The 14,076-nt window shown below is 40.2% G+C and carries 11 protein-coding genes; 1 reads left to right on the top strand and 10 read right to left on the bottom strand.

The features are described 5' to 3' along the window. Positions 1-656: 656 nt before the first annotated feature. Genes hemL through hemA form a run of 6 tightly spaced genes read right to left on the bottom strand, consistent with a single transcriptional unit; the run spans position 657 to position 6,875 of the window. Positions 657-1,943, bottom strand: a complete 1,287-nt coding sequence (gene hemL, locus V7121_RS15720) for a glutamate-1-semialdehyde 2,1-aminomutase (protein ID WP_335547157.1) — start codon at positions 1,941-1,943, stop codon at positions 657-659. 19 nt (positions 1,944-1,962) lie between these two features. Further along, a complete protein-coding gene (hemB, locus tag V7121_RS15715) occupies positions 1,963-2,943 on the bottom strand; it encodes a porphobilinogen synthase (RefSeq protein ID WP_335547155.1) in 981 nt (326 codons plus the stop codon). 3 nt (positions 2,944-2,946) lie between these two features. Continuing rightward, positions 2,947-3,729 carry a uroporphyrinogen-III synthase gene (locus V7121_RS15710; protein ID WP_335499107.1) on the bottom strand — a complete coding sequence of 261 codons (783 nt, stop codon included), beginning with the start codon at positions 3,727-3,729 and terminating at the stop codon, positions 2,947-2,949. Further along, on the bottom strand, positions 3,726-4,661 hold the full coding sequence (gene hemC, locus V7121_RS15705) for a hydroxymethylbilane synthase (RefSeq protein ID WP_335499104.1): 936 nt from the start codon (positions 4,659-4,661) through the stop codon (positions 3,726-3,728). The genes V7121_RS15710 and hemC overlap by 4 nt, the downstream gene beginning before the upstream one ends. A 24-nt stretch (positions 4,662-4,685) precedes the next feature. After that, a complete protein-coding gene (locus V7121_RS15700) occupies positions 4,686-5,519 on the bottom strand; it encodes a cytochrome C assembly family protein (protein WP_335499103.1) in 834 nt (277 codons plus the stop codon). Between the two features lie 12 nt (positions 5,520-5,531). Then, the gene (gene hemA, locus V7121_RS15695; protein WP_335499101.1) at positions 5,532-6,875 is read right to left on the bottom strand and encodes a glutamyl-tRNA reductase; all 1,344 of its coding nucleotides are present in this window, start codon (positions 6,873-6,875) and stop codon (positions 5,532-5,534) included. Between the two features lie 278 nt (positions 6,876-7,153). Here hemA and V7121_RS15690 point away from each other — a divergent pair, with 278 nt between their 5' ends. After that, complete coding sequence (locus V7121_RS15690; protein WP_335547153.1) at positions 7,154-7,642, top strand: LiaI-LiaF-like domain-containing protein; 489 nt, start codon at positions 7,154-7,156, stop codon at positions 7,640-7,642. A gap of 28 nt (positions 7,643-7,670) precedes the next feature. Here V7121_RS15690 and yihA read toward each other — a convergent pair whose 3' ends face one another. From yihA to clpX, 4 genes are all read right to left on the bottom strand, one after another. Further along, positions 7,671-8,252, bottom strand: coding sequence for a ribosome biogenesis GTP-binding protein YihA/YsxC (gene yihA, locus V7121_RS15685; RefSeq protein WP_335499096.1), 582 nt, complete (start codon positions 8,250-8,252; stop codon positions 7,671-7,673). Further along, positions 8,249-10,576 carry an endopeptidase La gene (lon, locus tag V7121_RS15680; RefSeq protein ID WP_335547151.1) on the bottom strand — a complete coding sequence of 776 codons (2,328 nt, stop codon included), beginning with the start codon at positions 10,574-10,576 and terminating at the stop codon, positions 8,249-8,251. The genes yihA and lon overlap by 4 nt, the downstream gene beginning before the upstream one ends. A 239-nt stretch (positions 10,577-10,815) precedes the next feature. After that, positions 10,816-12,483 carry an ATP-dependent protease LonB gene (lonB, locus tag V7121_RS15675; protein WP_335499091.1) on the bottom strand — a complete coding sequence of 556 codons (1,668 nt, stop codon included), beginning with the start codon at positions 12,481-12,483 and terminating at the stop codon, positions 10,816-10,818. Between the two features lie 121 nt (positions 12,484-12,604). Next, the gene (clpX, locus tag V7121_RS15670) at positions 12,605-13,861 is read right to left on the bottom strand and encodes an ATP-dependent protease ATP-binding subunit ClpX (RefSeq protein WP_335499089.1); all 1,257 of its coding nucleotides are present in this window, start codon (positions 13,859-13,861) and stop codon (positions 12,605-12,607) included. Between the last annotated feature and the right edge of the window lie 215 nt (positions 13,862-14,076).

The following is a 14,076-nucleotide window of genomic DNA, read 5'->3' as shown; positions in this document are numbered from 1 at the left end:
TTCTTTTGATGAGAGGCGATTCCGCCAAACTGAGCAGGGATTCCGCCGAATATCTAATTTATTCCGCCAAACTCAGACTTTATTCCGCCAACTTCAATAGTAATCCCGCCAAAACTTAGTTTGATTCCGCCAAGTAGCTTTTTTGTTACCTTTTTTATGTCTACTCAGGCCTTGATCTCTCTTTATTTGCAAGGTTGCGGCTTTTCTTTTGATTTGAGGCGATTCCGCCAAACTGTGGGGGGATTCCGCTGAATATCTAATTTATTCCGCCAAACTCAGACTTTATTCCGCCAACTTCAATGGTGATCCGCCAAAACTAAGTTCGATTCCGCCAAGCGGCTTTTTTGTTACCTTTTTTAAGACTGCTCTGGCCTTGATTTCTCTTTATATGCAAGGTTGCTCTCTTCTTTTGATGAGAGGCGATGCCGCCAAACTGAGCAGGAATCCCACCGAAGATCTAATTTATTCCGCCATACTCGGACTTTATTCCACCAACTTCAACAGTAATCCCGCCAAAACTCCATTGAATTCCGCCAATCTCAATTCACTCCGCATTCCCCACTTCAAAAAGCCTGTCCCTAGACTGGCTCAACTAATTAGGTTTCTAACAATACAAAAAAACACCCACTATAACAGTGGGTGCCCCATACGAACAATTATTTAAGCTTTGAAAATGCAATTTCAGCTGCTTGGATGGTTTTTTCGATGTCCTCATCTGAGTGCTCTGTGGATAAGAACAAGCCTTCAAATTGGGATGGCGGTAAGAAGATCCCTTGAAGAGCCATCTCACGATAATAAGCAGCAAAGAATTCCAAATTAGATGTTTTAGCGACTTCATAGTTAATAACATCCTCATTAGTAAAGAAGAAGCCAATCATCGAACCGGCACGGTTAAATGTAATCGGAATATCATATTTTTCTGCAGCTGCTTTGAAGCCTTTTTCCAGCAAATCACCCTTGCGGATAAATTCCTTATAATGCTCCGGAGTTAATTGACTTAGTGTTTCATAGCCAGCTGTCATCGCAAGTGGGTTACCAGACAGTGTACCTGCCTGATAAATTGGACCGCTTGGTGCAATCTGCTTCATGATTTCCGCTTTACCACCGTAAGCTCCAACAGGTAGTCCCCCACCGATTACTTTACCAAGACAAGTGATATCAGGTGTTACATTGAAATAGCCTTGGGCACAGTTATAACCAACACGGAAGCCGGTCATGACTTCATCAAAAATAAGCAATGCGCCGTTAGCCGTGGTAATTTCACGAAGTCCTTCTAAGAACCCTGGAAGCGGCGGAACCAGCCCCATGTTTCCAGCAACAGGTTCAACGATAATACAAGCAATATCATCACCATATTGTTCAAACGCAAACTTGACACTTTCTAAGTCATTGTATGGCACTGTAATGGTGTTTTTAGCGATACCTTCAGGTACACCTGGGCTGTCAGGCAAACCGAGTGTAGCGACCCCAGAACCCGCCTTAATCAAAAGGGAATCTCCGTGACCATGATAACAACCTTCAAATTTTAAAATCTTGTTACGTCCTGTATATCCTCTTGCTAGGCGAAGCGCACTCATTGTTGCTTCCGTTCCTGAAGATACCATGCGAATCACTTCGATGGATGGTACACGTTCAATCACAAGATTAGCTAATTTATTTTCCATTAATGTTGGAGCACCGAAGCTTGTTCCAAGTTCAGCTACCTTTTTTAAGCCTTCCACCACACGATCATTAGTATGACCAAGAATGAGTGGTCCCCATGAAAGGACGTAGTCAATGTATTCATTGCCATCTATATCATAAATTTTAGAACCCTTGCCCCGTTCCATAAAAATCGGGTCCATATTCACTGATTTAAATGCACGTACCGGACTATTCACTCCGCCAGGCATGAGTGTTTGGGCTTCTTTAAATGCTTCAATCGACTTTGTATACGAACGCATTTTGTTCCCTCTTTTCAAATTATTGATCTTCGCGTAACCAGCGAACGGCATCTTTTGCAGCGTAGGTGATGATCAAATCTGCACCAGCACGTTTCATGCCGAGTAACATTTCAAGCACGGTATTTTTCTCATCAATCCAGCCGTTTTGTGCAGCTGCTTTAACCATTGCATATTCACCGCTTACGTTATAAATAACAATCGGTAAATTAAAAGTATTTTTCATATCACGAACAATATCAAGGTATGGCATCCCTGGTTTTACGATTAAAAAGTCAGCGCCTTCAGCTACATCTGATTCTGCTTCTCTAAATGCTTCTAACCGGTTGGCAGGATCCATTTGATAGGTTTTACGATCGCCAAATTGTGGCGCGCCTGCAGCGGCTTCACGGAATGGACCGTAAAATGCTGAGGCATATTTGACAGCATACGACATGATTGGAATTTCAGTAAACCCAGCTTCATCCAAGCCCGCACGAATGGCCGCTACAAAGCCGTCCATCATATTAGATGGTGCAATAATGTCTGCCCCTGCTTCGGCCTGAGCGATTGCCGTTTTTACAAGCAATTCAAGGGATTGATCGTTTAGAATCTTTTCACCCTCAACCACACCGCAGTGTCCGTGACTGGTATATTCACAAAGACAAGTATCGGCAACAACAATAATTTCAGGGAACTTTTCTTTAATAAAGCGAGTCGCTACCTGGACGATTCCATGATCATGATAAGCTTGCTCGCCGCATGCGTCCTTCGTTTTCGGAATTCCAAATAATAACACTGACTTAATTCCATGAGCAACGATATCTTCCATTTCGGCTTCGAGATGGTCCATCGATACTTGGAATACCCCAGGCATGGATGAGACTTCATTACGGATGTTTTCACCCTCATAAATAAATAACGGATAAATAAAATCCTCCGCTTTCAAGTGATTTTCTCGAACAAGCGAACGCATACTTGCACTTGAACGTAAGCGGCGGTGACGTTTAAATTGAAGTTCCATTTATTATTCCTCCATCTCTAAATAAGCAATCGTACTTTTAATCATTTCTTTAACGGTAAATTCTTTCGGTGAGGCATGGACAGTTAAACCCCAAGCACGTAATTTTTTCTCAGTAACAGGCCCAATACAACCAATCAGACACTTCTTTAGCTGCTCATGTAGTCCATGCTCATTGACGATCTCCATGAGATGGTCAACCGTCGATGGACTTGTAAACGTCAGAATATCGAGCTTATTTTCCGCTAACATCGCTGCTAACCTGTCTCGACTTTCCTCAGGCATATAGGTCTCATAGATGACAACCTCATCCACCTGAGCACCAAGTTTAGTTAAAGAACTAGAGATGTATTCGCGGGCAAGGTTACCTTTTGGAAGCAGCACCCGTGACCCCCTACTAAGAAGCGGGCCAAATTCCTCCACAAACGTTTCCGCAACATAAGCGGAAGGAACGAATTCTGGTGAAAATCCCATTGTATTCAAAACCTCTGCTGTCTTTTTGCCAATGACAGCAATCCTAGGTAAAACACTGTCGACTTTTTCTTCTTTAAAAAAAGAAAAGAAGGTTTCTACTGTGACATTGCTAGTAAGAATTATCCAGTCATATGTATCAAGTGCCTGCAAACATTCGTGCAGGCGCTGATTTTTTTCAATCGGACGAAAGGCAATTAGAGGGATTTCGATTGGAATCCCTCCATACCTTTCAACAAGCTCTGAAAAGGATTTTGCTTGATTTTCTCCTCTTGGAACAAGAACTTTTTTATCAAGCAAAGGTAACGATTGGATCATTGACCTTCGAGCTCCCGTTTCACCTTGTCAATTAGGTCTTTACCACCCTTTTGAATTAGTAGGTCAGCGGCTTGAACACCAAGCTCTTCTGGATTTTGTCCTCTAACTTCTTCTTTAATGATCTCATGTCCTTCTGGTGAAGCAACCAAAACATTAAGGACAATTTCATCATTTTCAGCTACATAAGCGAAACCAGCAATTGGCACCTGACAGCCACCCTCCATTTTTTGAAGGAAGGCACGCTCCGCACGAACGGCTCTTTCGGTTTTTTTGCAGGTGAATTTTTCAAAAAGTTCTAGTAGTTCTTTATCATCTTCACGGCATTCGATTGATAATGCTCCTTGACCCACTGCAGGGATACAAAGGTCTGCATCTAAGAATTCTGTAACGACGTCTGAAGCCCAGCCAAGACGGTAAAGTCCTGCAGCTGCTAAAATAATCGCATCGTACTCTTCTGTTTCTAATTTGGCTAATCGTGTATCAACATTGCCACGAATCCATTTGATCTCTAAATCTGGGCGAGCTACTAACAATTGAGCACTGCGGCGCAGACTGCTCGTTCCGACAATTGCACCTGGCTTTAAGTCTTTTAACTTTACATGCCCTCTTGAGATGAGCGCATCACGGTGATCTTCACGGAAAGGAATGCAGCCAATTGTCAGTCCTTCCGGTAAAACAGCTGGCATATCTTTCATACTATGAACAGCCATATCAATCTCTTTATCAAGCATAGCCTGCTCTATTTCTTTGACAAATAATCCTTTGCCGCCAACCTTTGAAAGTGTAACGTCAAGGATTTGGTCCCCTTTGGTGACGATTTCTTTTACTTCAAATTCGAAACTCGGGTCCAACTTCTTTAGTTGGTCCATCACCCAATTTGTTTGTGTTAAAGCTAGTTTGCTCCGTCTAGAACCTACAATGATTTTTCTCATGATTGTTTCCTCCTGTGGTTTGCGCTATGCATACCATAAATGAAAAGATGATAATCGGCCGAATAAGAAAAAGTTAATTAAGACAATTAAAAATGCAGCAGAATTCCAAATAGCTAAATTTCTTCCAGATAAATTTCTCGTAATATGCAAGTATAAAAGGATACTATAAGCTATTAATAACAAAAATGAACCAATGATTTTCATATCGTACCATGGCATCCCCGGAACCTTTAGGAAGGCCCACTGCAGCCCTAAAATCAGACTAAGCAGAAGCATCGGAACACCAATAACGGCCAATATGTAAGAGGATTTCTCCAGTTTATCTAAATCGGCCAGCCGAATAAGCCTGGTTCCCCATTTTTTCCTTTTTAATAAATCATATTGAAGCAGATATAATGACGAAAAAACAAAAGAAAGTGAAAATGCACCGTATGAAAGGATCGCCATCGTTATATGAATCAATAGCAGCTCTGATACCAACTGCTTCGCCATGATTTGCGAACTATATTGGATCGGAGCAAAGGTATGAATTGCCATTACCGTAAAGCCAAGAATATTTGTGAAGAAGACAATAAAATCAACACGTAACAAATGATTGATCGCAATGGACAATGTTACAAGTATCCAAGCATAAAAATAAAGTCCCTCAAAAATCGTTAATACTGGGAACCTGCCTGTTTTAAACATATAGATTCCGAGGAATACCGTTTGTAAAATCCATACCAATGCAAGTAACCAGAAAGCAATGCGGTTTGCCTTCCGGTTATGGTGTAGAAAATCGAAAAAATATAACAACACACTGAAGGCATATAGAACAACGGTTAATTCGTGAAGCCTTGTCATAAAGACATTAAACATAGAATTTACCCCTTATGACTGAAAGGAAGCCCGCGGTGTTGTAACCGGTATTAGATTGGTTTCGGCTGCTTTCGATTGTTGTTCCTGAACAAGCTCTTCAATATTAAAGATTTTCATGAATAGATCCATTGCCTGAGTTGCATCAGGACGAGCAGCCAATTCTTTTGCTTGTAAAATAGGATCCTTTAAGAGCTGGTTGATAATACTTTTTGTGTGCTTATTTAATACTTTTAAATCTCGTTCCGATAAATTTGGCAGTTTTCTTTCCAAACTTACCATAGTTTCAGATTGAATTTCATGGGCTTTTTCTCTAAGAGCAGAAATTACTGGAACCACACCCAGCATGCCAAGCCATTGCTTGAAGTCGACTATTTCCTTTTCGATCATAAGCATGATTCGTTCAGCTGCTTTCTTGCGCTCTTGCAGGTTCGCCTCAACAATTCCCTCTAAATCGTCAATATCATATAAGAAGATGTTCTCGAGCTCACCGATTCTTGGGTCAAGGTCGCGAGGTACGGCAATGTCGACCATAAATAATGGCTTACCCTTCCGCTTTTTCTCTACCTTTACCATCATTTCTTTTGAAATGACAAAGTCCTTGGCACCAGTTGAACTAATTAAGATATCAGCCTCAACTAATGCTTTCTCTAATTCTGCGATTGTTCTCGCTTGACCGCTGAAGCGGTTCGCTAAGTCCACCGCTTTTTCAAAGGTACGATTAATAACGGTTACTTTTTTCACGCCATTGCCATGAAGGTTTTGGGCAGCTAATTCTCCCATTTTTCCTGCACCAAAAATTAATACATGTTTATTAGCAAGCGAGCCAAATATTTTCTTGGCTAACTCTACTGCTGCATAGCTGACAGAAACCGCATTTGCACCGATATCCGTTTCTGAATGTCCGCGTTTAGCGAGAGTAATCGCTTGTTTAAACAAGTGGTTAAACACCGTACCCGTAGTTCCTTCTTCCTGCGCCAACATAAAGCTAGTACGAACCTGCCCAAGGATTTGTGTTTCCCCTAATACCATGGAATTAAGTCCGCATGTTACATTAAATAAATGATCTACCGCCCCATCATCTTCATAAACAAATAAAAAAGGCGAAAATTCTTTTTGTTCAATTCCGAACCACTCAGAAAGAAATTCTTTAATATAATAGCGGCCTGTATGTAATTGATCGACCACCGCATAAATTTCCGTCCGATTACATGTAGACAGGATGATGTTTTCTAGGATGCTTTTTTTAGTATTCAACTTTTTTATGGCATCCGCAAGATCGGCTTCATTAAATGATAACCGCTCACGAATTTCAACAGGGGCAGTTTTATAGTTTATACCAATCACTAATGTATGCATTTGTAAGGACACCCCCAATAGATATTACAACTTAACTAGTATGATTATATCACGAGCAATTTCGACTTTTACTCGAAAAATGTGAACAGAAAACGAAACTATATGTTAATATATTAAAGAAAAGTTGAGGAAAAGTTATACTGATAAGGATACATTAGCATGGTTTCCTTTAGACTTTCTTAATTGCTAAAGATATTTTCTTATAATACTTCCTTATGTACAGTATCAAAAAAATGGACGAGATTCAAGTGAACCTTACTGGAAGTGTGGTGTTTTTTATGAAGAATCAACGAATTTTCCCTGGGATTATTCTCATCGGTTTTGGTGCTTACTTTCTTTTGCAGCAAACCGGTATAACTATTTTTCAACAATTTTTTACATGGCCGACGCTGCTGATTATTGTCGGAATTGCTTTTTTAGGTCAGGGATATTCTGCAAACGAGTTTGAGGCCATTCTTCCTGGAGTCATCATGGCAGGTTTTGGACTTCATTTTCATCTTGTCGGCAAGTTGCCCTTTTGGCCAACTAACACGATTGGGATGTTAATATTAATTATTTCTGTTGGCTTTTTTCTACGGTTTCAAAAGACGGGTTCCGGGTTGTTCCAAGCCTTTCTCTTTCTTATTTTAGCTGTTCTTCTGTTATTTTATGATAAAATTACTGCTTATTTTGATCTACTGCAAAACGGGATGAGTTTTGTGTGGAAGTTTTGGCCCGCGCTCCTCATTGTTGTTGGTATTTATTTTCTGCTTAAGAAAAAAAAATGACGCCTGGCGCAAATGCCAGGCGTTTTTTTTACATAAAACTTTGTAATGCCGACCATGCTTCATCTTTTCCAAGTCCTGTTTCCGAGGAGAAAAGAATCATTTGGTCATTTTTATCCACATCTAAGGTGTCTCTGACGATTTTTAAATGCTTTTGCCATTTCCCTTTTGGGATTTTATCGGCCTTTGTTGCAATGATGATACATGGAATTTCGTAATGCTTTAAGAACTCATACATCATCACATCATCCTTTGAGGGCGGATGTCTTAGGTCAACGATTTGCACGGCCGCTTTTAGTTGCTCGCGCGAGGTAAAATAAGTTTCAATCATTCTTCCCCATGCGGCCCGCTCCGATTTAGAAACCTTTGCGTACCCATACCCAGGAACATCGACAAAGTGAAGCATTTCATTAATCAAGTAGAAATTTAACGTCTGCGTTTTTCCCGGTTTAGAGGAAATTCTCGCCAGTCCTTTTCGGTTAAGCATCTTATTGATAAAGGATGATTTGCCGACATTAGAACGACCTGCGAGCGCAAATTCTGGTAAATCCGTTTCTGGATATTGTTCTGGCTTTACTGCACTGATGACAATCTCTGAACTGATTACCTTCATTGAACTTCACCTTCTAAAAGGGCATGCCGTAAGACTTCATCCACATGGGAAACAAGGACAAAATCCAGTTCATTCCTTACGCTTTCAGGGATATCATCAATATCTTTTTCATTATCTTTTGGTAGAATAATTTTGGTTAAGCCGGCTCGATGAGCGCTAAGCGTTTTTTCTTTTAAACCGCCAATCGGAAGAACTCTTCCTCTTAACGTAATCTCTCCCGTCATTCCCACTTCGCGGCGAATCGGTCTGCCCGATAATGCGGATACTAGCGCCGTTGCCATGGTAATTCCTGCAGATGGTCCATCCTTTGGAACGGCACCTTCTGGAACATGAATATGGATATCATATTTTTCATGGAAGTTTTCATCAATGCCTAGTTCGTCCGCTTTAGAACGGATATAACTAAACGCAGCTTGCGCCGATTCCTTCATGACATCGCCAAGCTTCCCTGTTAAAACAAGCTTCCCTTTACCTGGAGCTAACGACACTTCAATTTGAAGAGTGTCACCCCCTACTGTTGTGTAAGCTAACCCCGTTGCCACCCCAACTTGGTCTTTGGACTCTGCCATACCATAGTGGAACCTTGTTTTTCCTAAAAACTCTTCAACATTCTTTTCCGTAATAATTACACGCTTTTTCTCACCTGAAACAATAATTTTTGCTGTTTTTCGGCAAATAGTGGCCATTTGACGTTCTAAGCTTCGAACGCCAGCTTCACGGGTATAATAACGAACCACTTTTAGAATCGCATCATCGCGAACTTGAAGAATTCCTTTGGATAGGCCATTTTCTCTGATTTGTTTTGGAAGTAAATGATCTCTACAAATATGAACCTTTTCAAGTTCGGTATAGCCAGCAATCGTGATAATTTCCATTCTGTCTAATAGCGGTCCTGGAATGGTAGATAAATTGTTGGCGGTGGCAATAAACATAACCTTTGATAGGTCATAGGTTTCTTCTATATAATGATCGCTAAAATTACTGTTTTGTTCCGGGTCAAGAACTTCAAGCATGGCGCTTGATGGGTCCCCACGGAAATCACTAGACATTTTATCAATTTCATCAAGTAAGAATACTGGATTAATCGTTCCTGCTTTTTTCATTCCTTGGATGATTCGGCCCGGCATTGCACCTACATACGTTCTTCGATGACCGCGAATTTCGGATTCATCACGAACCCCGCCAAGAGAAACACGGACAAAATTGCGATTGAGCGATGTAGCAATCGAACGAGCAAGGCTTGTTTTACCTACACCTGGAGGTCCTGCTAAACAAAGGATCGGACCTTTTAATGAATTAGTCAGCTTTTGAACAGCTAAATATTCGAGGACACGTTCCTTCACTTTTTCAAGACCATAATGGTCCTGATTTAGGACCTTTTCGGCACGAAGGATGTCAATATCATCATTGGTTTTCTTCGACCATGGGATGGAAATGAGCCAATCGATGTAGTTACGAATGACTGCACTTTCTGCTGAGCTTGCTGGTACCTTTTCATAGCGTTCCAATTCCTTTTGGGCAGCTTTTAGAACATGTTCGGGCATACCAGCTTCCTCTATTTTTTTGGTGAGGTCAGAGATTTCACCCGTTTTTCCTTCTTTATCGCCTAATTCCTTTTGGATCGCCTTCATTTGCTCGCGCAAGTAATACTCTTTTTGCGTCCGTTCCATTGAACGTTTGACACGCTGACCAATCTTTTTTTCTAAATTTAGGACTTCTTTTTCATTATGAATAATGTCAATTACTTTATTTACTCTATCCTTAATATCTGTCGTCTCAAGGATTTCCTGCTTTTCTTTCAGTTTAATTGGTAAATGGGAAGAAATGATATCGGCCATTCTGCCAGGCTCTTCGATATCTGCAACAGAAGCATACGTTTCTGCAGAAATTTTCTTCGATAATTTTATGTATTGCTCAAAATAGTCAAGCATCGTTCTCATTAAGGCTTGATCCTCGACATCTTTGGTTTCTGGGTCATCATGCGTAATAATCGTTACCGCATAGTAATCTTCTTCATCATGGAATGAAACGATTTCCCCGCGATTTAATCCTTCGACTAATACTCTTATTGTCCCATTGGGCAGTTTAAGCATTTGTTTAACTCTCGTTAATGTACCTATCGTGTATAAATCCTCTTCAGAAGGGTCATCAATTGAAACCTCCTTTTGAGTAGTTAAGAAAATTAAATGGTCATCTACCATTGCTTTTTCAAGTGCTTGTACTGATCTCTCACGTCCTACATCTAAATGAAGGACCATTGTCGGATAGACGAGCAATCCTCGAAGCGGCAGGAGGGGGACGATCAATTCGTTCTTTTTCGTCAAATTACTGCACCTCCACATGCAAACAATTTTTCATAGCAAAATCAGAATGGTCTTTGTACAATTCTATCCTATTTATTTTTCAGTGTCTATTTTTAGAGAATGTAGATGAATCCTCTCTTCAGCATACGTTTATCTTCCCCAATCATTCCGAATTCTTTCTAGGTTGATGGTGGAATTCTTTTGCTTAATTAGGCAAAAAAGCTTCGGTTTGCTAAGTAACCACAAACCGAAGCTTCTCATTAGATACTCTCTTTTTTGGATAACTCTATTGATGCAGGGATTGCCTCAATTTTTTGATAGTCATTAATAAGGGCAATCTCAAATACTTCGTGTAGATGGGAAACCGGAATAATTTTGATTCCCTCGATCTCATTTAAGATGGTTTGCATATTTTCCTCAGGAATAATCACTGTTTTCGCCCCAGCTTTTTTGGCCGCTTTAACCTTTGGATAAACACCGCCAATCGGCTTCACATTCCCATGGATACTTATTTCACCCGTCATCGCGACGGTATTGTCAATTGGGATTTTATAGATTGCCGAGTAAATTCCAGTTGCCATTGCGATCCCCGCCGATGGGCCGTCAATTGGAACGCCCCCAGGGAAATTGACATGGATATCAAAATCATTGGCTGGTACACCCATTGACCGTAAAACAGTAATAACATTTTCAATCGAACCACGCGCCATACTTTTGCGACGAATCGATTTCCCTTGTCCACCGATACTTTCCTCATCGACAATACCTGTAATATTAATCGTCCCTTTATCTTTTGCAGGAATGACGGTTACTTCAATTTCAAGGAGTGCACCTGAATTCGGGCCATACACAGCCAATCCATTCACTAGGCCAACATGAGAAAAGTCATTAATTTTCCGTTCCATTCGCGGTGACATCTGGCTGGCATGAATGACCCACTCAATATCTTCATCCTTAATATAATTACGATCCTCCGTTATCGCGAGACCGGCTGCGATCTGAATTAAATTAACTGTTTCACGCCCATTTCTTGCATAATTTGAAAGGATATTAACGCCTGTTTCATTGATTTGAAGATTGACTTTTTTGGCTGCTTTATTGGCAATTTCGACGATTTCTTCCTGATTTAAATCTCGGAAGAAAACCTCCATGCAGCGTGAACGAATCGCAGGCGGTATTTCACTCGGTGTTCTGGTAGTGGCCCCAATTAACCGGAAGTCAGCCGGCAGTCCGTTTTTAAATATATCATGGATGTGGGTAGGTATCTGGTTGTTTTCCTCATGATAATAGGCACTTTCGAGGAACACTTTCCGATCCTCTAGTACTTTTAAAAGTTTATTCATTTGAATAGGATGCAATTCACCTATTTCATCGATAAAAAGAACGCCGCCATGTGCATTGGTAACGGCTCCTTGCTTTGGCTGCGGAATTCCCGCTTGTCCCATCGCACCTGCACCTTGATAAATCGGGTCATGAACGGAACCAATTAACGGATCTGCAATTCCTCTTTCATCAAATCGTGCTGTTGTTGCATCTAATTCGATAAAGACGGATTCAGGTTTGAATGGCGATTTACGATTTTTTTTCGCTTCTTCCAACACAAGTCGTGCAGCGGCTGTTTTTCCAATTCCAGGTGGTCCATAAATGATGACATGCTGAGGATTCGGTCCACATAGTGCTGCTTTTAATGATTTAATTCCATCTTCTTGCCCAACAATGTCTTGAAAGCTTGATGGCCTCACTTTTTCTGCTAGTGGTTCTGATAGTGAAATGGATCTCATTTTCCTCAGTTGTTCCATTTCCTTCCGGGATTCCCGATCGATTGATACTTTTTGTGTACGCTGATTCCTCAGCAAATTCCAAAAATACAGCCCGATAATAATTCCGAAAAATAGCTGTATAAATAAGGCAATCCCCGTCCAACTCATACATTTCCCTCCTGCATTTCAACTTATTACTAAATATATATTAATAAGTATTTCCTGCAGTGAGGTGGAATAAACCAAAAAGAACAGAAAAAGACCCGGCATATGCCAGGTCTTCAATTGTTTATGCGGATTTTTCTTCAACAACGGTTCCATCTTCTAATAAAAGCTTTGGAACGCCATTGTTAATGACCGTTTCTTTGGTAATGACACATTTAGAAATGTCATCGCGTGAAGGGAGGTCAAACATGACATCAAGCATAATTCCTTCAATAATTGAGCGTAGACCACGGGCACCTGTTTTGCGTTCAATTGCCTTTTTGGCAATTTCAGTTAGTGCACCCTCTTCAAATTGAAGTTCTACGTCATCGATTTCAAGCATTTTTTGATATTGTTTAACAAGCGCATTCTTCGGCTTCGTTAAAATTTCAATTAATGCTGCTTCGTCTAACTGCTCTAGACTCGCAATTACAGGAAGACGACCGATAAATTCTGGAATTAATCCAAAGCGAAGTAAGTCTTCTGGCAGTACTTTAGAAAGCAGTTCTTTCTGTGAAACTTCCTGCTGTTTAATATCTGATCCAAAACCAATTACTTTTTGGCCTAAACGACGCTTAATAATCGGTTCAATCCCATCAAATGCTCCACCGCAGATAAATAGAATATTTGTTGTATCGATTTGGATAAATTCTTGATGCGGGTGCTTTCTTCCACCTTGTGGAGGAACACTTGCAACTGTACCCTCAAGAATTTTTAATAATGCTTGTTGAACGCCTTCACCAGAAACATCCCTTGTAATTGAAGGATTTTCAGATTTACGGGCAATTTTATCAATTTCATCAATATAAATAATCCCTTTTTCTGCTTTTTCTACATCATAATCAGCAGATTGAATTAACTTTAATAAGATGTTTTCAACATCTTCCCCAACATAGCCAGCTTCGGTAAGTGAAGTAGCATCAGCAATTGCAAATGGTACATTCAAAATACGAGCTAGAGTTTGCGCTAATAACGTTTTACCGCTTCCTGTTGGTCCAATCATACAGATGTTACTTTTCGCAAGCTCAACATCATCTATTTTGCTATTGGAATTGATGCGCTTATAGTGGTTATAAACGGCGACAGAAAGTGATTTCTTCGCTTGATCTTGACCAATTACATATTCATCAAGAATCTCACAAATTTCTTTCGGCTTTGGTACATCTTTAAATTCTACTTCTTCTTCTGTGCCAAGCTCTTCCTCAACGATTTCTGTACAAAGTTCAATACATTCGTCACATATGTAAACTCCTGGCCCAGCAACCAATTTACGAACTTGATCTTGCGTTTTCCCACAGAAGGAACACTTTAATTGTCCTTTTTCATCATTAAATTTAAACAAATCCTTTCACCCCTTAAAACGTGTTAGTACCTATGAGAAGCAGTGAATTACACAAACAAAATCAAGTTTTTCTCTATTTATTGAATAGTATGTATTTTGCATTGTATCACATAAAGCCAATGGACTGGAAATAAAAAGCTTAGGTAAATATGGTTTTCATTTTGTTTGTGTAGTTCATTAGAAAAACTTATGTATTCTTTAATCTTAACCATTCT

The organism is Neobacillus drentensis (genome assembly GCF_036962125.1).
Lineage (GTDB): Bacteria > Bacillota > Bacilli > Bacillales > Cytobacillaceae > Neobacillus > Neobacillus drentensis_B.
The sequence above is the reverse complement of the archived record's forward strand: the minus strand, read 5'-3'. Positions and strand labels throughout refer to the sequence as shown.